Genomic DNA, 18,756 nt, shown 5'->3' with positions numbered 1-18,756 from the left:
CGCGCCCTAACCCTGCGCCTCGACCACGCAGAAAATGCATTCGCCGGACGCTCACCCTACAAGCTCAACCGCCAATAATTTGCAAGAAAGGCGCGCTCGGCGTGCGCTGTTACTTCAACCATCGCCCCCGGAGGTCAGCGAGCAACGTCCGCGATAGTGGATATTTCCCGACCGAGGCCGACCGCCGGGACCGTGGGGCAGGGTTCGGCAATCGCGTTGCGTTACCGCAAGCTGTCGCCGTCGGTGCGGTTTTTTGACGGGTTTCGGCAGATTTTGGCCTGACCGCAAGGGTTTTGTTGGTCAGATCGGCCTATTTCCGTAAGACCGTACGTCCTTCTTCGGGAGTGAGGTGCTCAATTCACTCAGTTCGGTCCAGCACGGTTTTCAATGACCTGAGGACGTCGGCGGCGTCGATGAGAGCGTCCCTAGCTTGGTCCGGGAGCAGGTCGCCAGCGCGCTCCGACGATAACCTGAGATCAATAAGAACGTCCCGGGCGCTGTGTATTCCTTCGAAGCCAGTCTGCCTGCACATGTCGCGAATGGTATCAATTGAGCGGTCTAGGAGGCTGCTTACCTCATACCGCGTGAGCTCCTCTACGCCATTTGCTGCCCTAATCAGCTCTGCAATAAAATCCGTCGTTGGGCTCATGGTCCGATCCTGCAGGCACGTTCCGAAGATTGATTTTCTGCAGCCCATCTACAGTGCTGTCGCGCCGCCGAAGGTTTCGCCGGCTACATGCGGGCGTAGTCTCGAACTTCAAGTCCGGGTGGTCAAATTGATTATCCGCATGGAACAATCCGCGCTGTGCATAAAACGTGCATGTGTTTCAAGCGCGTCAAGCCGGGGTTTGCCGGGAAAGTGCTGAGTTGTCGAAATACCCGCTCGTATTCGCGCAAATGGGCATGAGTACGTCGGAATGCAGTCACCGACGGCGCTGGGGAGATTAGTGGCCAGTCTGCTCTAGCCGCGCCAGGCCCGAATACCGGGAGGAATGGAAGTGCCTGATGATCCAATGGCGATATCCTCGGCGCCCGCAATTGCCAGATACTTGCCTCTGCTCACAAAGGCAGACTTGAGCCCTTAGTGCCCTGCAACTCATTAGGGCAGCACCTTTCAATGTAGGCCCGACGTAAGAGCCACGATTGCTGTCGCCTTTCCGTCGGCTTCAGCCCCGTGCGGCACTTGGCCGTGAACTGCGGCAAGTGGTCCGCTGTCTCGCGCCGCCTTCCTGCGCAATTATGCATTATGTCAGACGCACGGAACCCGCCCTTGGGAATCTATGAAAGAGCGAAAGGCGAGCGCTCATGAGACCACGAAAGGCTGCCGTAAAACTGCCAAATGCTTGGCTTCCTGGAGCAGATTGGGCTGACCGCTACGAAGTCCTCCTCTTAAGCGAGCGGATGACAGCAGTTGAGGCCGCGTTGCGAGCGCTTGGGAGCGCACCCCGCTGGGTGCAAAACCTTCTGAGTTTTCGAAATCGCCTGGTGCCTTTGGTCGGGCTGAGCGCGACCGCGGACACGAGGCATTCTGACCTGGTCGCCAGCCTCCCGCTAGTGCACAGCGACGACTGCCAAACAGTATTCGGCTATGATGACCCTCACCTGCTTTTTCGCCTGATCGTGGATGTCGCTGAAGGGCCAGCTGATGGCCAGATTGTCGGCATGACCACCCTGGTGCGCCGCAGGAGCCTTATCGGGTGGCTTTATCTTGTGGCTGCCATTCCCTTTCATAAGACTATTATCCCGTCCTTGCTCACGGCGGTTGAACGCCTCGGCTAAAACAGTCCAAATTGCTCGGCGACAGTGGAATTCGCCCAAGTGGAAGGCACCGCGCGATACGTACTCAAAAACGTCCGCATTCCTCTACCAGCCGAAGCGCCTCCATTCGCCTTCCATTTTCCAAAGCGCGCGGGAACGCATCGCTCGCCCGCTGTGGAAAGCATCATGAAAACAACAACTCTGATCATCCAGCGTGGAGATGCTCAGCGGAATCCCAAAAAGCCGAAACGGATTCGTTCACAAGGCTTTCGCGAATCTGTGATCACAAGCGACCGCAAAGCTGAGTAGTGAACGCCCAAAGCAGTGGCCGGCATTGTGGAGAATACACCAGGGCGCTGCAGTTACTCACCACCATGAGCTCTCACTTCGTCACGTCGCCAGTGCACCACAGGTAGTTACCTCAGTCGCGGCGCCCAGGGACCCATTGTCAGTGTTGAGACAATTTGGTCCAGGCACTTCGAGCTCGGCTTGAGGCGCTCGAGAAGAGCCACGGCGGGCCTCGAGCCCAACACATGAGTGATCGAACGTCCTAATCTAAGGACGTTTTTCATATTCATCGCATCTATGGCTGCGATGCAAACAAATGATTTTGCTGGAACGGCAGACCTGAAGTAGAAGAAACGTCAGTTTAGTTTATACGCCAGTAACCGCACTGCAACTGCCAATCGGCTCGCGGTGAATGGCTGAGAAAGCGACTATAGTGCGACAGAAAGAGAAGAACTATGTCTGATACCAAACTGCAAAGCGTGCTTTCGTCTCTTTCAGAAGTGTACAGACAGCTGAATCCTCTTCCGTCCGGTCCGGGACCGGATGCCGGCTGCGTCAAGCTAAACACAAATGAGAATCCATTTGCCTTGCCGTCAGCGGTAATGCAGAGCGCTGTTGCTGCTCTCGAACGGCAGTATCTATATCCGGAGGATGACAACGTCAGCTTGAGGGAAGCAGCTGCCGCATCCTATAACCTTTCCCCGGATCAGGTGATCGCCGGCAACGGGTCCTCCGAACTTCTTTCGCTCCTATACAGAGCATTCCTGGACCCGGGCGACAGCGTCGCGATGTTGTCCCCTGGCTTTGCATACAACCGCAAGCTCGCGCTGTTGCAAGGTGCTCGATTGCTTGAAATCAGATCCGGCGAGTCTTGCTCATTGCCGATACACAAACTGCTTTTCGGTCCTGCAAAGGAGGCCAAGTTCATTCTCTTGGCTAATCCGAACAACCCTAGCGGAACTTTTGTCCCGATTGCGGATATTGAAAGCCTCGTCGCACAATCTGACCGGTTGATCGTACTGGATGAAGCCTATGTAGACTTTGCGCCTGACAGTGCTCTCCGTCTAATTGACCGCTATTCGAACCTTCTGATCTTAAGAACGTTTTCGAAGAGCTATGCGGCGGCCGGCATGCGCGTTGGCTTCGGCTTCGGCCATCCTGAGGTTATAGGCAGGCTGCGCAATCTCCAGAACATGTTCAACATGAATGTGATCGCCCATGCGGTTGGTGTCAGTATCCTTGCCCACCGCACCGCTTACAACGAAAACCACAGACATATTAAGTTTGAGAGAGAGCGCGTGAGGTTCGCACTGTCGCAACTTGGGTTCTCTGTAACGCCCTCTCATGCGAACTTCCTGCTGGCCCATGTGCCATCAGGGCGAGACGGCGCTTGGTGGCAAACCTGCTTGAAGCAAAAAAAGATACTCGTGGCCGTCCTTCCTGATGAGGGTCTGGAAGATTGCATTCGCGTTAGCATCGGGACAAAATCGCAAATGGATGCGTTCCTTGAAGCTGTCGATGAGATTTTGGGAGCTGAGAGCTCCACACGATCGGCCGTTTAGCACCTACATATTCCGTTCTGTCGCGCGTGCAAATGATCGCGGCAACAAGACAGAGAGCAACGATCGCAAGATCTTCCCACAGTGTTGACCAGCTCTACCACTCCCTAGGAAGAAAGCAGTCGCATAGCCCGCTCGTACGTCTCTTAGGTCACGCTCTCCAGCCGTCAAACTGCCGAATCAGGACACAGCCGCGAACGCGATGAACCTCTCCCCGACAATAGCACTGAAGATGTTGAGCATCAGCCGAGCGTGCAAGGACATGTTCCCGTAGTGTCGTTAGCTTCAACGATGTGGCTCCCGCCGGTGCTACCCAAAGTCATACTCAACAGCGGCCAAGAAAGGCCCCAAGTTCGCTTGGATCAAAATCCGGAGCCCCCGGAACAAAGTCGGAGACAGTTCAATGAGGAAAGCCCTTCCTTCAAACCTAACTTTCGGCATATTCGACCATCTGGACGAGGACGGTAATACCGTTGCACGACAATACGCAGACCGTCTCAAGCTGGCGGAAGCGTATGATCGGCTCGGCTTTTATGCTTACCATGTAGCGGAGCACCATTGCTCGCCGCATGGAAGAGGCCCGTCACCGAACCTGTTCTTATCGAGTGTCGCACAGCGCACCCGCCACCTTCGTCTCGGCCCCCTCACCATGCTGCTTAGCCTTTGTCATCCGCTGCATGCATTTGAGGAGATCTGCATGCTTGATCATTTGAGCGGTGGTAGGGTCGAGTTGGGCATAGGGCGCGGCTCCCTTCCGATCGAGCTAGCTTACTTCGGGATTGGTGCGGATGCAGTGCCAGGGCGCTATCTCGAAGCCAGCGAAATCCTGATGGAGGCGATGAGGGGCGGCACTCTTTCCTACCGCGGCCACCATTTTGAGCTAAACAATGTCCCTTTGACCCTGAAGCCTCATCAGCGCCCGCACCCGCCGACATGGATCGCCACCAACAAACCCGAGTCTGCACGCTGGGCCGCTGCAAACGGCGCGAATATCGCGTCTCTAGGTCCTGCCTCATTCGTCCGCAAGGTCACCGACGCCTTCCGCTGCGAGAAAGGACACAACAGTGACGCGAACGACCAGGCGCCATTCCTCGGACTGCTTCGCATGATTGTGGTCGGGCAGTCTGCAGACCATGCATATTCGCTCGCCGCTCCTGCTTTCGAACGATGGCTTGAAACTTTCAAATTCCTGTACGTCCTAAATGAAATCCCGGTTCCACCGAATCTGCCCCTGAGCTTCGATGCAGCAATCGAAAGTGAATTGTGCGTAGTGGGAACGGCGGATTTTGTCCGACGGGCTCTGCTTGATCAGGTGGAAGAGGCGGGAGCAAACTATCTCCTTTGTCAGGTGGCGTTTGGGAACCTGCCCTTGGAAGCTTCGCTGTACACCGCCAGGACGCTTCAATCCGAACTTATGGATCGGGTTGGCTGAGTACCATGGTGCATTGTCGAACTCAGATATGCGGAAACGCACTTCTTTCTCTCCCCATGCGTGGCGCAGTCCATTATGCTTGATTGAGATCAGGTCCGAAACGGGTGTTCCTTCCAAGAGTTGAATGGCCGGAGTCAAACCGTCATGCGCAATGAAGGGGCCGGTTTGAGCACGAGGCACGGAGGAAGAGGGGCTGGTTTTAACAGGCAGAATACCTGTAGGTGACGTACGGCGACCGGGCATGAAAGTCCACGCCAATGAAACGGATTGGCAAGGCTGGAGGGGCAACCGCACCGTTGCCCGACGCTTTCTTGCGTTTTCGATTAACCCGGTGGTCAAGTTTTCGGTCGGATGCCTTTGCATTGACTTGGCCGAACTCTACTAGGCACAAATTGACGGGAGAAGAGTAATGCGCAAACTGCGTTCGAACGCCAATGAGCGGCAACTCAAGCTTGCCGGCAAGATCGTCGCGGCTTATCTAATGCGCAATGTCGTCTCGATCGATGATTTGCCGCATGTGATTCAGCAAACCCATGCGGCGCTGAGGAGTGCCTCTCCAATATTCCAAAGCAAGGAGGAGCCTGTCGTCGGAAAGCGGCGCCCAGCAGTGCCGATCAGGAAATCGGTGGCCGAGGACTTCATTATCTGCTTGGAAGATGGCAAAAAGTTCAAGCTGCTGCGGCGGCACCTGATGGCGAAATACGGTCTGACGCCGGAACAATACCGCCGCAAATGGGGACTCCCGGCCGATTACCCGATGATCGCCCCGAGCTATGCTCGTCAGCGCTCCAGGCTTGCTGCGTCAAGATGGAGTAGGAAAGAGGCGGACGTGCCATCCACCGTCCGCACGGGCCCGCCCATTTCAGCGATCATGGAACCTGCATGGTCATTGCAAGAGCTTTTCTGAACTCCTTAGCGCTTCACCCATCGAAACACGGCACCCGCTCCCGCTACTATCAGAAAGAGACGGACGATATGGTGGAGAACAACGAACGGGACCTCGACGCCAAGCGAGAGAGCGATGACGCTCATCTCGGCGACACCTCCCGGCGAGTAGGCGAGTACGAGAGAGGCGAACCGGTCTCCTGTGAGGCAGGAGAGAACGCTCGCAAAGGCTAGCGTCCCAGACAAAAGCGGAATTGTGGAACCGAACGACAGGCCGATGACTTCCGTAATTTTTCTCGGCGGCACAAACGCGAACCGGCAGCCGATTGTTGCTCCGATGACGACCTGCGCCGCGGCCCGTGCCGCAGTCGGCAGCTCGAACTGCGTCAATCCCATAATATGCATGATGGCACTTGCCGACATCGGACCGAGCAGATAACGCGCTGGCAGGCGCAGCAAGATTCCGGTAGGCACCCCGAGCAAAACAGCCACGGAGAACCACAAAAGGTCGTTGGGGCGGAGACTCGCGAGCGGAACGAATGCGGCTACGGTGCGATGCGACGCGACTCCGGTAATGCTCCGAATCAGGAACGGCAAAGCAAGTGCCACCAGGATGATCCGGGCGGCTTGGACGAGCGCGATCATCTTCTCGTCTCCGCCACGCTCCAGGCCGAGTGTAACCATGTCGACGAGACCTCCAGGCATTGCCGAGAAGTAGGCCGTGGGGTGATCGAATCCGGCCACACGGCGGAAATAGACGTAGACCAGTGCGCCCGCGGCCGCGATGAATGCCGCTAGACCACCGAGCGAGAACAGCAGTGAATCGGCATGCTTGAAGACCGCAGGCGAGAACGACCCTCCCAGCATTGCACCAATTGCAGCGGTCATTGGCGGTCGAGCGAAGGCAGGCATCGCCACCGGCAGCTTGAACAGCGCACCCACGCCGGTGGCGATGATTGCGCCGGCGAACCAGGCGAGCGGCATATCGAAGTGCCACATCACCCAACCGCCAAGAGCTCCCAGTGAGAAAGTGAGGGCAAATTTGGCAACTGACGCACCGCCTTCACTCATCACGCACCGTCGGCCATAGGACGCCGAGTCGCGTAATAGGTGACCTTCGGTGCGATATAGCCTCGCGTAGTTTGCATTGCCGAGCGGGGAGATAAAGCGGTGCGGCGCCTTTGGCCGGATCGAAGCCTCATCCGTTGGGACAAGTTAGCAGTGGATGCCGCCGACTTGTCCGATCGCTTGGCGCCGAGAACCATCACACGACCTTCGCAATTCCTCTTGTGCATGGGGGTTGGGATGCTACGGCCGAAGACGGTGACACCGTTATTCATCCTGGCCGAACCTTCGCGCTCGACAAATCGCGTCGTCGTCGCGCCGCGATCGTTAGGCTTCAGTTCCCCACGGCGCCGGAAAGCTGCCATTGCGGTAGTCATGGTGAACTCCTTCATTAGAGGGCTTGGACCCCCAATTGAAGCAACGGGGTCCCTTCCATCGGCAGGCGGACTGCGGCAAGTCGTGGGGCTTGAGAGTGATGCACCGCCGGCGGCGAAGGACAACGGCTGCTCTACCGCACGAGAGCAGAGGGTACGGTCCAAGCAGATCTGACCTATTCGACGCCACAGGTTCATCCGCGCCGGGTCACGCTGCTTCGGGCCGGGGCTCCGAATGACGACGCGCCGGAAGTCAGTATTGATTTCATGATGTTTCTCTTTGGGCTACTATACCAACATCATCGTTCACGATCTTTCTTGCCTCGACGGTGACCGGTAGACGGGTGTCCTTCGGAAGCTCGGGCAGTAGGAGCCGCCAGCCGTTTGCAAGCACCACAAAGCCGCCCCATAGGCTGTCGTTCTCAATCTCGACGATCGGCTCTTCGAGATCCTTCCTGGGAACATATGCTGATAAGCCATTGTCAGTTCTGCGGATTGTTACTTTCATCTGGCTTTTCCTTCGCTCCGATGCGTGCATTCGGCAGCAGTTTTCAGACTTGGGACCTCGTCTAGGCTCATCAGTTCACGCGCACGCATTCCTACGACGATGCCACGATCAATCCATTCGACGGCATAGATGTAAAACTGCTGGAGAAAGGTCCCCACATCGCGCACAAAACCCGCGTCGCCTTTCCTGACGAGGCTTGCTCCGATCTCTTTCCCGGGATAGGTGCCGTCGTTCTTGATGTGACGTGTGGCACAAACCCGCTCACCCGGCATAAACCGCGGAGGATTATGGATTTCGACTTCCTCTTCGCGTCCAACACCCATCGCGATTTCTTTCATCGTTGCGGTTACACAGGGAAGACTCATGGCCGGCCGCGCGCGTAAGCCCGGCCATTGCATTCCGGGTTTAAGCCGGCACGCAGGTCTTCGGCATCGGACATACCGAGGCGCATTGCTGTGCCTCGTAAACTCCCTCACATTCGGTGCACTTGTCAGGATTGATCACGTAGTTCTCGCCCTTGAACTCGATGGCGCCGGAAGGGCATTCGAACTCGCAGGCGCCGCATTGGGTGCATTGGGATGCGATGATTTTGAAGGCCATAAATTAACTCCTGATTGGGTCTGGATAGGCGAGCTCAAGCCGTTGCCTGCGATAGGTCGTCGCCATACTCAGTCGCGTAAAGATCGCTGATCGCGGTTTCGATATAATCATAGCCAAAGGCCTCCGTTGCCCGTATCCCGGCTTCCATGAGCTTCTTCTTGGGGCAATCTCCGATCCTGGCGCACAGCACGATATCTATGCCTTCGAGTGCAGCGATGATGCCAACGAGGTTTGCATCCTCGCCCCAGCCGCCATGGCAATACGGCTCGACTTGGCGGTGCCCCACGAACTTAATCCCTGCTTGCGATGCCTCATAAATCTGGAACTCCTTCGCATGGCCGAAGTGCTCGTTGATGCGTCCGCCACCCTTGGTCGCAACAGCCACTTGAAGCGTCCCGCGCGCACTCACTGATGCAAGAGTCGTGATCGCCTGGTCCTTGGCCGCCAAATGGTCATCGCGTATGCGTGCGACCACCTCCCGATAGGCATGACGCTTGCCGCCGTTGTAGGCAACTTCGACCGGAATCTGGTCGAGCGTGAACTCCTGGCCACGATCTGTACCTAGCAGGCCGACTGCATCGGCGCGGCACTGTCGACAGTGACGCATCAGCTTAGCTCCGCCTTCGAGACGATCCTGAAGCTCCTTCAGTTCGAACGCGTTCGGGCCGCGCTGTCCAGTCAGGCCAAACCATGTGCCGTGTGCAGGGTCTGAAATCAGTGGCATGACGTTGTGCAGAAACGCGCCGCGCTCCTTGACCCATTTGTTGACTTCGATCAGGTGCTGGTCATTGACTCCGGGGATCATCACCGAATTAATCTTCGTTAGGATGCCGCGTTCGCTCAGCATCTCAAGCCCCAACATCTGCCGCTCATGCAGGATTTTGGCAGCGTCCATGCCGGTGTAACGGCGATGACGATAAAAGATCCACGGGTAAATCTTCTCGCCGACTGCGGGGTCAACCATGTTGATGGTGATCGTCACGTGACTGATGTTCAATTCGGCCAACTCGTCGACATGCTCCGGCAGGGCAAGTCCGTTGGTGGAAATGCATAGCTTGATGTCCGGGATCTCCCTGGCGACGCGTTCGAAAGTCGCCCTTGTCTTCTCCCAGTCGTAGCAGGCATCGCCCGGACCCGCGACGCCGAGAACGGAAAGCTGCGGCACTTCGTTGGCGACCGCAATCACCTTGCGCAGCGCCTGGTCCGGTGTCAGCTTTTCTGAGACGACACCAGGCCGACTTTCGTTGGCGCAATCATATTTACGATGGCAGTAATTGCATTGTATATTGCAGGCTGGTGCGACTGCGACGTGCATACGGGCAAAATAGTGGTGCGCTTCCTCTGAAAAGCATGGGTGATCCTTGATCTTCTCCCAGGTAGCCGAATCCATGTCGGTTGGCCTTGAGGACAAGCCGCAGGACGACGATGCGCAGCCACCGGATTTCGCGGTTGTCAGCAACTGCCCAGAGGATGTCGTCGTGGTCAGGCTTTCGAGCGAAATAATCGGTGCACTCATCGAACAGCTCCACTGGTGAGTAAGGTCGTTGTCGAAAATGCAAGCACTGTGCCAACAAAATAAAATGGTGATTTCAATAACTTGTTGTTTCGTGTTCGATTTGCGCCAATTGCTCCGACGTCGTTTTGTCGAAGTCGCGACAACAAGCGGCCAAATTGGACAATAGACCGGCTTGCCTGAAGAAGATGGGTTGGTCACGTAACGTCGGCTCACCGACTTAGATCTTCTTCACCTGTATACGATGGCGACGTAAAGCATAGCCGACTTGCCGCGGTGTGAGGCCGAGGATCCGAGCTGCCTTTGCCTGAACCCAGCCGGCCTTCTCCATGGCACTGATTAGCAGCTCGCGGTCCGTTAGATGTGGTGCCATCGTTAGGCCGGCCGGTCCGTTGGAGTAACCAAGGCTGACCGGTGCTTCGATCGACCCACTGACTGTATTGCCCGCAAGTGGACGGTCAGCGCCTTTCCAGAGCATTGAAGAAAGGCACTGGTCCTTCTGGCAGGAGAAATCTGATGGAACGATCGTCCCCGAACGCGCGAGAGTGGCGGTTCTCCGGACGCAATTTTCAAGCTCTCGGACGTTGCCGGGAAAGTTGCATTTTGACAAGAACTCGAGAGCAGCCGGTGTGAATGCGAGGTCCCGATTATTTTCCCGGTTGAATCGGTCGAGGAAAACCCTCGCAAGGCGTGGAATATCCCCATTTCGCTCTCTGAGAGGCGGCAAAAATAGCGGCACCACATTGATGCGGTAGTAGAGGTCGGCCCTGAACTCCCCATCCGCGACTGCCGCCTCTAGATCCTTGTTCGTGGCGCATATGAGTCGAACGTCCACCTTGAGTGTTTTTGTGCCTCCGACTCGCTCAAGCTCACCCTCCTGCAGGACGCGCAACAGTTTCGCTTGAAAGGCCGGCGAAATCTCGCCGATCTCATCGAGCAGCAGGGTTCCACCGTGCGCCAATTCGAAACGACCCGCGCGCTGAGAGATGGCCCCAGTAAAGGCGCCCTTTTCATGTCCAAACAGTTCCGATTCCAGGACGCCCGCAGACAGTGCGGCGCAGTTCAATTTCACGAAGGGCTTCTTTCTCCGAGGTGAAAGCTCGTGGATGGCCTTTGCAAAGAACTCCTTGCCCGTGCCGCTTTCGCCCCTGAGAAGCACTGCAGAATTTGTTGTTGCAACGACTTTGATGCTTTCGACCACTTGTTTGAGCGCAGGGCTTTCCCCGACGATCCAATCGATTTTTGTGGGGCGTTGTGGGGCAGGTTCGGGGAGTTCCTTCTCGCCTGAACTAGTGTTGCGGGCTCCTTCCTCGCCCACGATTGGCTGACCATCGCCGCGCTGGTGGCGATCCAACCGAACGGCCCGGGCCGCAAGGTTGGCAATCATGGACAGAAAACGCACCTCTTCCTCAAATTGTATCCTCGTGCCGGCATCCTTGGCGCGGTCGAGCCATAGTGTTCCAAGCGTTTCTTGATCCACCTTCATCGGGACGCCAACGAAGGTGGTCGGGCCGGTGGCGTTCGAACTGGTTTGGAGCTCAGCCTGGAACAGGTCCGACTTGCAAGTGTCCGGTACGACCAGCGGCGCACCTTTTGCGACGATTCTATCTATTGCAGCCTTCGCCGGAATGCTCCGAGCGCCTTGAGATGCTTGCTCTACGCCGAGCGTTGCAACCATCTCGGGCGCTCCTCCAGCATTCAGAACGACGATTGCGCCGCGCCGCATTGGCAGAATTGCTGAGAGGGCCTTAATGACATTGGCAAGCTTGGTCTCAAGACTGGCTGGACCAATCAAGACTTTCGATATCCGATAGATACCGCTGCCCCAGAAATCCGGTTTGTGCATGGTTTGAGCGGATCGTTCAGTCATACCCTCATTGAGCCCAATGTGCAGCATTTCAGCCTGGAAACACCGTCCGGACCGCTCATGCTCCCAATGAGAACATACCGCGATGCTAATATTATCAGGTGCTTACATCGGCACTTGAGAGTACGCGAATGTAGCCGTCTTGCTCGACAAAAGCGAGATGCTTTTGGCTTCACTGTTTGGTTTCATGCGGACTAGAGTTAGCTGCTATCAACCGAATTTGAAGAGGACACCGAATCCACCTCGTGGGTAGCTCCAATCGATATCACCGTTTGCTTCGCACAATATTCTACATGTACCGCACTCCATGCACCCATCAGCAGTAACTTCCACTTGTCCGTTTTCATTCACCTCATAACATTTGGCTGGGCAGATCCGCGTCAGTGCGAGCAAGTTTGCGCTCGGAGACTGATGCGGTCGCACCTTGATGTGTGGCCGCCCCGCGTCCACCAGGTAGCGGTTCTGGTAAAGCCTGTCCTCGATGCGAACGACTGGAGCTGTCATCTCATTTCTCCCCTTTAGCGCCAAGCAAGTGCCAACCGGACCGCGTCGCTGAACAGTCCCCATCGCGAACGTGCCTTCACAAAAGCGGCCGTGGTCGCTTTTTCCTTCTCGATCTTGGGTGTGCCGTCAACGCGCACGAAGTTTTGGGCCGCCTGGGACAGCAGCTGCGGGTACGTCATAAAAAAGTTGCGTGAGTTCGTGTGGAGCAGGGCGGGCATGTCCTTGTACTTTTTAAGATCTTTGACGACGAAAGATTTGTCCAGCATGGCCTTGTAAAGGGAGAGGTTCTCCGTGGCCATCGGGCACCCTTGGCTCTTGATTATGGAGATCGCTTCGCCGGCGATGCGGCCCGACGTCATGGCGAGATTGGAGCCCTCGCGGTGCACGGCATTGTTAAGCTGCCCCGCGTCGCCAACCACAACCCAGCCGTTTCCAAAGAGCTGCGGAATTGCCTTGTACCCACCCTCCGGAATGAGGTGCGCCGCATATTCCTTAACCTCCGAGCCCGCAAGTAGCGGGCGGATTGATGGATGGTCCTTGAAGGCGTCAAGAAGGGTGTATGGATTTTCCATGGTCGCTGCGAAATCCGAGACAAGGCAGCCGATGCCGAGCGAGATTGATTCCTTATTGGTGTAAAGGAATCCCAGTCCGGCCATTCCGCGCGAGATTGTCCCAGCCGCTTCAATAACGCAGCCTTGATCGCCGGTAAGGCCGAAACGCTCAGCGATGACCTCTTCGGGCAGGAAATGCATTTCCTTGACAGCGAGTGCCACGGCTTCGGGTTTCGGCACCTTGCGAAATCCTGCTCTCGTGCCGAGGAGGCCGTTGACACCTTCTGCGAGGACGACTACTTCCGCGTGGATGGTGTCGCCAGCCCGATCGGTGCGTACGCCTATCACCTTGCCCCAGCCATCGAGAACCAGTTCCGTCGCCGTCGTCTCGCACAGAACTGTCGCACCCGCCTCCCGCACTTTGCGTGAAAACCACTTGTCAAACGGGGCGCGAATGATCGTGTAACGGTTCGGCGTCGGTTCATTAAAGTCCTCCGACCGGTAATGCATTCCGGTGTGTGATGTGTCGTCCATCAGCCAGAATCGCTGCTCGACTAGATGCCGCTCAAGAGGTGCGTCATCCCGGAACTCCGGAATGATTGTCTCTAGCATGTTGGCGTACAGGATGGCGCCTTGGACGTTTTTGGAGCCCGGGTACTCTCCGCGCTCCAACTGCAACACCTTTAGACCGCGACTTGCCATCGTGTAAGCAGCCGCGTTTCCAGACATACCGGCGCCGACGACGATGGCGTCAAATTTCTCCTTGGTCATAGGGTCTTACCTCAGTTCACTAGTCTGATATGATTGCCCGGTGCCAACCGTCTGATGAAAACTTCCGTCAGCGCCGGCAAAAAACTGACCGCGTCGGCGACAACACCGATATTGGCGAAATCGAAGATTGGCGCGTTCGGATCGGTGTTGATAGCGACAATGAGATCAGCTCCCTCGACGCCAACGCGATGCTGGACCGCACCTGATATGCCAGCCGCTATATAGAGTTTCGGCCGGATCGTTTTGCCAGTTTGGCCGATCTGCCGATCAGCCGCCATCCAACCCTTTTGCACTAACGGCCGAGAACAGCCATAATCGCCGCCGATCGTTTGCGCGAGATTCTTCAGGAGCTGCAGGTTGTCAGCAGCGCCGAGTCCAAGCCCGCCGGCAACTACTACATCCGCATAGGCGAGGTTAGCGTTCTCCGATTGGCCATCGGAAAGGAACCCGACCACCTTCGTCACGATCTCATCCTCGAGCATCCGCAAGTCATGCCGGATTACCCGCCCGATCGGCTTGTTTGACCGCTGTGGCATGCGCATGACCCTTGGTCGCACAGTTGCCATCTGGGGCCGGCAATTGAGCGTATAGATCGTGCAAAGCAAGGAGCCGCCGAATGTGGGCCGGGTGGCTGCGAGGGAACCATCGGCATCCACATCAAGTCCAGTGCAGTCGGCCGTGAGCCCAGTCAGCAGTGTGGTCGCTACGGAACCGGCGAGGTCCCGACCGAGCGTCGTCGCGCCGAGAAGCAGAATCTCGGGTTTATAGGTATTGACGAGATCTGTTAGTGCTTTGGTGAAAGACTCGTTTCTATAATCGGTGAGCAGCGGCTTCTCGACGAGGTAGACCAGGTCGGCATCATAGGCGAAGGCCTCAGCGACAGCACGCCGGGTAGAATCTCCGGGCGGCCCGAGAACAACACCCGCGAGCTGCACGCCCAGCTGGTCAGCCAGTCTGCGGCCTTCGCCGAGAAGCTCGAACGAGACCGGGTGGACCTCCCCGCGCTCCAGCTCGATGAAAACCCAGACGTGCCGGTAGTTCTTGAAGTGGTCAGGAAGGTCCTTCTCGGTGCCGGCTCGGCCGAGCGCAGCGGGTGGCGGTGCTTTAGTCTTTCGAGTTCCCATTATCTGCTCCTATCTCGTCACGCGCTACCAGCAGAGGAGAGCTCGTGTTGCAGTGCCGGCTGGTGAGTGAAAATGGACGCGACCAGCTCGTTAGCTATGTCGTGCACTCTCTTTTCAGTAGTGTCGATTTGCACCGCTTTTTGTTCTCGCGGGGTAGGAGCGAAGACGCGCTTGACGACCGTCGGTGAACCGCGCAGCCCGCATTTGGTGATGTCTTCAATGCCGGCTTCCGCCGCGTTCCACTTGACGATCTCGCTGCGCGCTGCGCGCAAGGCGTCATCAAGTGAGCCGCGGCGAATGACAGTGGTGCCCTCTAGCATGGTGATGAGGCAAGGCAATTCGCTTTTTAGAACGTGCGTGCCGCCTTCCGAGCGGCGCTCGACCGTAATCGCGCGCGCGCTGAGATCTATTGAGGTAATCTTCGCAACATAGGTCAACTGCACGAGGTTCAGGCGCTTTGCTATTCCGGGGCCGACCTGGGCGGTGTCGCCGTCGATTGTCTGCTTGCCTGTGAAGACGATGTCGGGCGTGTCAAAGCTGTTGCCAATCTGCGATATTGCCTGAGAAAGTGCGAAGGAAGTCGCCAACGTGTCAGAGCCGGCAAAGTGACGGTCAGTCAGGAGTATCGCCCGGTCTGCGCCATAAGTGAGTGCCTTGCGCAGTGCTTCCTCTGCCATGGGCGGACCCATGGTGAGCACCGTGACCTCGCCGCCGTGATGGTCGCGCACTTTGAGGGCCTCTTCGAGAGCAAACAGGTCGTAAGGGTTGATGATGGTCGGCACGCCTTGGCGCATAATCGTGTTCGTCACCGGATGGACGCGTATCTGCGCTGAGTCCGGGACCTGCTTGATACAGACTACAATGTGCATGAGGTCTCTTTAGCTCCGATCGCATTTGGGCCTGAAGGTTTCGCCTGTCTTCAAAGCACCAATCGTGCCAACCACATGACCTGTCAGTAACCGACTGGAATTTAAGCATTGTTCGTTTCTGTACGATCGGATTTCTGACAGACTTGTCGGATTTGGGACGTCATATGTCGTAAATCAACCTCACTTGTCGCAAAGACTTCAGCACGGTTTCCAACGGTACAAACGGTTGCCCTGGCGCCGCAGTTTTAGTCGGGTCGCGTTGCTCAAGCACCCTGAACACCCGATGTGAAAGTGGCGAAGAAGTCGCAAAATCCGCGTAGGCGCGTTCCAGCGCGTCGCGCGCACGGGCGCGGTGGTCGGAAAAGTTCTCCTCAGCCAGGTACTGTCCCATGCGTTTCATGATGTGGAGCCGTGAGACGTCGAGCACCTTCGGCTCATACGAAACGTCAAGGGCCTTAAAGAATTCCTCGGCAGTCGACAAGCTCTTTAGCCGCGCGAATATTGCGTCACTCGAAACGGCCTCGCCATCACAAGTCATTGCATTCTCCTATAGGTGGGATTAGTTGGCTGGTCCCAGTTGCTGCTAGACGCTGAAGCCGACCCGCCAGCGGACCTTTCAAACCGTTCCCGTGAAATGATTAGCCTGCTGCGGCCGCGGAGTTGTCTATCCTCCGCCTTTCACCTACCGCAGAGAATGGAAACGAACCGCGAAGTTTCTTCACAATTCCAGGTATCACCTCGAGTACCTGATCGACATCCTCCTCGCGGCTGAAGTGTGAAAAGGAGAAGCGAACTGCGCCGAGTGCCGCAGCGTCGGGAAGGTTCATCGCCTTGAGAACATGGCTCTGCCGCGAGGAGCCAGAGCTGCAGGCGGAGCCAAACGCGCAGGCGATGCCGTGGCGATTGAGCAGAAACTGAACGGCTTCACTGCCGATGCCCTCGAAGACCACATTTGTCGTGTTAGGTAACCGCGCGAGTGGATCGCCGGTGACGAAGGTCTTGGGAATGCGTTCGAGAAGTCCTTTCTCCAAACGATCGCGAAGCGATTTCACCCATGTGATTTCCTCGTCCATGCGCCACAAGGCAAGTTCGGCTGCCTTGCCCAAACCTACAATCCCGGGCGTGTTCTCTGTGCCCGCGCGTCGGTTGCGCTGCTGGTGCCCACCCATGAAAAGTGCATGAAAGGGCACGCCGCTCTTTATGTAGAGTGCGCCGACGCCTTTCGGCCCATGGAACTTGTGGCCGGAGAGCGACAGCATGTCGATTGCGGTCGATTTCAGGTCCACCGGAAGCTTACCGATCGCCTGCACTGCATCAGTGTGGAAAATTGCGCCGACTTTCTTGGCCATCTCAGAAAGCCTGGCCACGGGGAAGATCGTCCCGGTCTCGTTGTTCGCCCACATAATTGAGACGATTGCCACGCGATGGGTGAGGGCGGCCCGATAGGCGTCGAGGTCGAGCCGGCCATGTTGATCGACCGGGATCCGGCGCACCTTGATTCCTCTTGTTTTTTCAAGGTAACCACAGAGCGTTAGCACCGCCGGGTGCTCAACCGCTGAAGTGACGATCTCTGATCGCTCGTGCATCACGTCCAGCGCTGAAAGAACCGCCGTATTGTTGCTTTCGGTCCCGCCCGACGTAAAGATGATCTCATGGTCGAACTTGGCACCGATCAGCGCTTGCAATTGCTGGCGCGCCGTCTTCATCGCTGCGCCGGCAGCGGCGCCAATGTTGTGCATCGATGAGGGGTTGCCAAACTGGTCCGCAAAGAACGGCAGCATTGCCTGGAGAACTTCGGAATCGACGCGTGTCGTTGCGTTGTTATCGAGATAGATCGACATCCAGGATGGCCCTCCGCCTACTTAAATGACGCCAGGAGCACGCTGGAACACCAGCACTGATGCAGCATTCTTGATCCTTTTTCATGATGATCTCGTATTCTCGTTCTGCCCGGTCAGCTAAAGGACTTCCCGCAGGCGCAGTTCTCGCTTGCGTTGGGATTGTCGAAGATGAATCCGGGTGAATTCACATCCGTTGTGAAATCGACTGTTATGCCGCCGACGTGAGGTTGAGAGTCTGAGTCTACGAATACTCTAACCCCTCCCGCCTCAATGACAGCATCGCCGTTGCGTGACTCGCTTTCCAAACCCAGGTGGTATTTGAAACCAGAGCAGCCGCCCGCTTGCACTTTGATGCGTAATCCAGTCGCCGGCTCGGGAGCCTTTGAAAGCGCAAATTTTACTGCGGCAATGGCACTGTCGGTGAGCGTTATCATGGACCGTTTCCCCTGGTTCCGAGTTGCGCTTGCGAAAAGCGATGCACCTGGCGTGCCAACAGAAAAACCGTTCGAAAACAACACCCCATCCAAACACAGAGGTGTCGCATGTATGACACCGTCGAAGTTCCGACATTGCCGAGTTGATCACTCCGAGTTCTTGTGAGGTCTTGCCGGGGCTGGGCAAAGGAGGTTATTCTCTCTTTATAGGCGACACGGTAGCAGTCGGCTCGGGCTTGCTCCTGCCCCAGTGGAGCGACTCCGGCGTTTCTCGAACTTATCTCCTGGGCCAGTTCATGGGAGTGTCGTTGAGGTCTCGGACTAGATATCGAGCGACAGTCGACCTTTGGGCCGACAAATGATGCGGTCAGCCCAACCGCCCAGGTCGGATCCGCCGGGTCACGTCGATGTGTTCTGTCCGGCAGCAAGTCAAAGCACGCAATCGCACACCGTAGGCAGTTGCTCCGCGGTCTTCTTTTAGCAAGCGAAATCGTTGTCATTCACATGATGGCTGATGAGCCCAACGGCATAAAGCGGGCGCTGGCACGCTGTGGTGCTGCCTTTTCCTGTGCATGCGAAACGCTTTCGTTAAGCGATGGATAAAGCATGCGAGATGCTCGCGGGCGGATTACCCAGACAATTCAACGGGAGAATGTTGCTCCCGTTGGCATGTTTATCGCTCAGGTTCGCCGAACCAGTCGATTAAAGTAGCGGGTGCAATTTCCTTGTGAAAAAAAGGTCTCGTCAACCAGCTCCGCTCGGCGTGGCGGTGGGCCTTTGGAGCGGCCGCGTTCGGATCGTGTCTTCTTGCCT

General features: G+C 56.7%; 17 protein-coding genes and 1 pseudogene. 4 read left to right on the top strand and 14 right to left on the bottom strand.

The annotated features are described in order from the left end of the window. Nucleotides 1–358: 358 nt before the first annotated feature. Complete coding sequence (locus BHMPCIPO_RS32545) at nt 359–649, bottom strand: hypothetical protein (RefSeq protein WP_173520898.1); 291 nt, start codon at nt 647–649, stop codon at nt 359–361. Nucleotides 650–1,305: 656 nt separating this feature from the next. Here BHMPCIPO_RS32545 and BHMPCIPO_RS32540 point away from each other — a divergent pair. The 4 genes and pseudogenes from BHMPCIPO_RS32540 to BHMPCIPO_RS32525 form a co-directional block, all read left to right on the top strand. Continuing rightward, nucleotides 1,306–1,779: a DUF2867 domain-containing protein gene (locus BHMPCIPO_RS32540; RefSeq protein ID WP_173520897.1), complete on the top strand. Its 474-nt coding sequence runs from the start codon at nt 1,306–1,308 to the stop codon at nt 1,777–1,779. 722 nt (nt 1,780–2,501) lie between these two features. After that, a complete protein-coding gene (hisC, locus tag BHMPCIPO_RS32535; protein ID WP_173520896.1) occupies nt 2,502–3,608 on the top strand; it encodes a histidinol-phosphate transaminase in 1,107 nt (368 codons plus the stop codon). A 400-nt stretch (nt 3,609–4,008) separates the two neighbouring features. Beyond that, entirely contained in the window at nt 4,009–5,037 is a 1,029-nt protein-coding gene (locus BHMPCIPO_RS32530) for an LLM class flavin-dependent oxidoreductase (protein ID WP_173520895.1), read from the top strand. 409 nt (nt 5,038–5,446) lie between these two features. Then, nucleotides 5,447–5,891: pseudogene (locus BHMPCIPO_RS32525) on the top strand (Ros/MucR family transcriptional regulator); the annotation flags it as partial. A 58-nt stretch (nt 5,892–5,949) separates the two neighbouring features. Here BHMPCIPO_RS32525 and BHMPCIPO_RS32520 read toward each other — a convergent pair. From BHMPCIPO_RS32520 to BHMPCIPO_RS32460, 13 genes are all read right to left on the bottom strand, one after another. Beyond that, on the bottom strand, nt 5,950–6,993 hold the full coding sequence (locus tag BHMPCIPO_RS32520) for an AbrB family protein (protein ID WP_173520893.1): 1,044 nt from the start codon (nt 6,991–6,993) through the stop codon (nt 5,950–5,952). Between the two features lie 633 nt (nt 6,994–7,626). After that, entirely contained in the window at nt 7,627–7,869 is a 243-nt protein-coding gene (gene nifT / locus BHMPCIPO_RS32515; protein WP_173520892.1) for a putative nitrogen fixation protein NifT, read from the bottom strand. Continuing rightward, nucleotides 7,866–8,192 carry a nitrogen fixation protein NifZ gene (locus tag BHMPCIPO_RS32510; protein WP_173520901.1) on the bottom strand — a complete coding sequence of 109 codons (327 nt, stop codon included), beginning with the start codon at nt 8,190–8,192 and terminating at the stop codon, nt 7,866–7,868. The genes nifT and BHMPCIPO_RS32510 overlap by 4 nt, the downstream gene beginning before the upstream one ends. A gap of 82 nt (nt 8,193–8,274) precedes the next feature. After that, complete coding sequence (locus BHMPCIPO_RS32505) at nt 8,275–8,469, bottom strand: 4Fe-4S binding protein (RefSeq protein WP_173520891.1); 195 nt, start codon at nt 8,467–8,469, stop codon at nt 8,275–8,277. A gap of 34 nt (nt 8,470–8,503) precedes the next feature. Continuing rightward, the gene (gene nifB / locus BHMPCIPO_RS32500; protein WP_173520890.1) at nt 8,504–9,985 is read right to left on the bottom strand and encodes a nitrogenase cofactor biosynthesis protein NifB; all 1,482 of its coding nucleotides are present in this window, start codon (nt 9,983–9,985) and stop codon (nt 8,504–8,506) included. Between the two features lie 217 nt (nt 9,986–10,202). Next, nucleotides 10,203–11,852 (bottom strand): nif-specific transcriptional activator NifA, encoded by a 1,650-nt coding sequence (gene nifA, locus BHMPCIPO_RS32495; protein ID WP_173520889.1) that lies wholly within the window; start codon nt 11,850–11,852, stop codon nt 10,203–10,205. A 207-nt stretch (nt 11,853–12,059) separates the two neighbouring features. Beyond that, complete coding sequence (locus tag BHMPCIPO_RS32490; RefSeq protein WP_084435709.1) at nt 12,060–12,353, bottom strand: ferredoxin family protein; 294 nt, start codon at nt 12,351–12,353, stop codon at nt 12,060–12,062. A gap of 14 nt (nt 12,354–12,367) precedes the next feature. Further along, entirely contained in the window at nt 12,368–13,675 is a 1,308-nt protein-coding gene (locus BHMPCIPO_RS32485; RefSeq protein ID WP_173520888.1) for an FAD-dependent oxidoreductase, read from the bottom strand. 11 nt (nt 13,676–13,686) lie between these two features. Continuing rightward, complete coding sequence (locus BHMPCIPO_RS32480) at nt 13,687–14,799, bottom strand: electron transfer flavoprotein subunit alpha/FixB family protein (protein WP_173520887.1); 1,113 nt, start codon at nt 14,797–14,799, stop codon at nt 13,687–13,689. 17 nt (nt 14,800–14,816) lie between these two features. Further along, on the bottom strand, nt 14,817–15,668 hold the full coding sequence (locus BHMPCIPO_RS32475; RefSeq protein ID WP_173520886.1) for an electron transfer flavoprotein subunit beta/FixA family protein: 852 nt from the start codon (nt 15,666–15,668) through the stop codon (nt 14,817–14,819). Between the two features lie 160 nt (nt 15,669–15,828). Continuing rightward, the gene (gene nifW / locus BHMPCIPO_RS32470; RefSeq protein ID WP_173520885.1) at nt 15,829–16,206 is read right to left on the bottom strand and encodes a nitrogenase stabilizing/protective protein NifW; all 378 of its coding nucleotides are present in this window, start codon (nt 16,204–16,206) and stop codon (nt 15,829–15,831) included. Nucleotides 16,207–16,306: 100 nt separating this feature from the next. Continuing rightward, nucleotides 16,307–17,509, bottom strand: a complete 1,203-nt coding sequence (gene nifS / locus BHMPCIPO_RS32465) for a cysteine desulfurase NifS (protein ID WP_173520884.1) — start codon at nt 17,507–17,509, stop codon at nt 16,307–16,309. 113 nt (nt 17,510–17,622) lie between these two features. Further along, nucleotides 17,623–17,943, bottom strand: a complete 321-nt coding sequence (locus BHMPCIPO_RS32460) for an iron-sulfur cluster assembly accessory protein (RefSeq protein ID WP_173520883.1) — start codon at nt 17,941–17,943, stop codon at nt 17,623–17,625. Between the last annotated feature and the right edge of the window lie 813 nt (nt 17,944–18,756).

Origin of the sequence: Ensifer sesbaniae (assembly GCF_013283665.1) — a bacterium.
In the GTDB taxonomy this organism is placed as follows: Bacteria; Pseudomonadota; Alphaproteobacteria; order Rhizobiales; family Rhizobiaceae; genus Ensifer; species Ensifer sesbaniae.
The sequence above is the reverse complement of the archived record's forward strand: the minus strand, read 5'-3'. Positions and strand labels throughout refer to the sequence as shown.

Coding starts and splice junctions, on each gene's coding strand:
- nifT (WP_173520892.1), bottom strand. CDS start 7,869: ATGAAAGTAACAATCCGCAGAACTGACAATGGCTTATCAGCATATGTT.
- nifA (WP_173520889.1), bottom strand. CDS start 11,852: ATGACTGAACGATCCGCTCAAACCATGCACAAACCGGATTTCTGGGGC.
- BHMPCIPO_RS32460 (WP_173520883.1), bottom strand. CDS start 17,943: ATGATAACGCTCACCGACAGTGCCATTGCCGCAGTAAAATTTGCGCTT.
- BHMPCIPO_RS32520 (WP_173520893.1), bottom strand. CDS start 6,993: ATGAGTGAAGGCGGTGCGTCAGTTGCCAAATTTGCCCTCACTTTCTCA.
- BHMPCIPO_RS32540 (WP_173520897.1), top strand. CDS start 1,306: ATGAGACCACGAAAGGCTGCCGTAAAACTGCCAAATGCTTGGCTTCCT.
- BHMPCIPO_RS32510 (WP_173520901.1), bottom strand. CDS start 8,192: ATGGGTGTTGGACGCGAAGAGGAAGTCGAAATCCATAATCCTCCGCGG.
- BHMPCIPO_RS32505 (WP_173520891.1), bottom strand. CDS start 8,469: ATGGCCTTCAAAATCATCGCATCCCAATGCACCCAATGCGGCGCCTGC.
- nifB (WP_173520890.1), bottom strand. CDS start 9,985: ATGAGTGCACCGATTATTTCGCTCGAAAGCCTGACCACGACGACATCC.
- BHMPCIPO_RS32490 (WP_084435709.1), bottom strand. CDS start 12,353: ATGACAGCTCCAGTCGTTCGCATCGAGGACAGGCTTTACCAGAACCGC.
- BHMPCIPO_RS32480 (WP_173520887.1), bottom strand. CDS start 14,799: ATGGGAACTCGAAAGACTAAAGCACCGCCACCCGCTGCGCTCGGCCGA.
- BHMPCIPO_RS32530 (WP_173520895.1), top strand. CDS start 4,009: ATGAGGAAAGCCCTTCCTTCAAACCTAACTTTCGGCATATTCGACCAT.
- nifS (WP_173520884.1), bottom strand. CDS start 17,509: ATGTCGATCTATCTCGATAACAACGCAACGACACGCGTCGATTCCGAA.
- nifW (WP_173520885.1), bottom strand. CDS start 16,206: ATGACTTGTGATGGCGAGGCCGTTTCGAGTGACGCAATATTCGCGCGG.
- BHMPCIPO_RS32475 (WP_173520886.1), bottom strand. CDS start 15,668: ATGCACATTGTAGTCTGTATCAAGCAGGTCCCGGACTCAGCGCAGATA.
- hisC (WP_173520896.1), top strand. CDS start 2,502: ATGTCTGATACCAAACTGCAAAGCGTGCTTTCGTCTCTTTCAGAAGTG.
- BHMPCIPO_RS32485 (WP_173520888.1), bottom strand. CDS start 13,675: ATGACCAAGGAGAAATTTGACGCCATCGTCGTCGGCGCCGGTATGTCT.
- BHMPCIPO_RS32545 (WP_173520898.1), bottom strand. CDS start 649: ATGAGCCCAACGACGGATTTTATTGCAGAGCTGATTAGGGCAGCAAAT.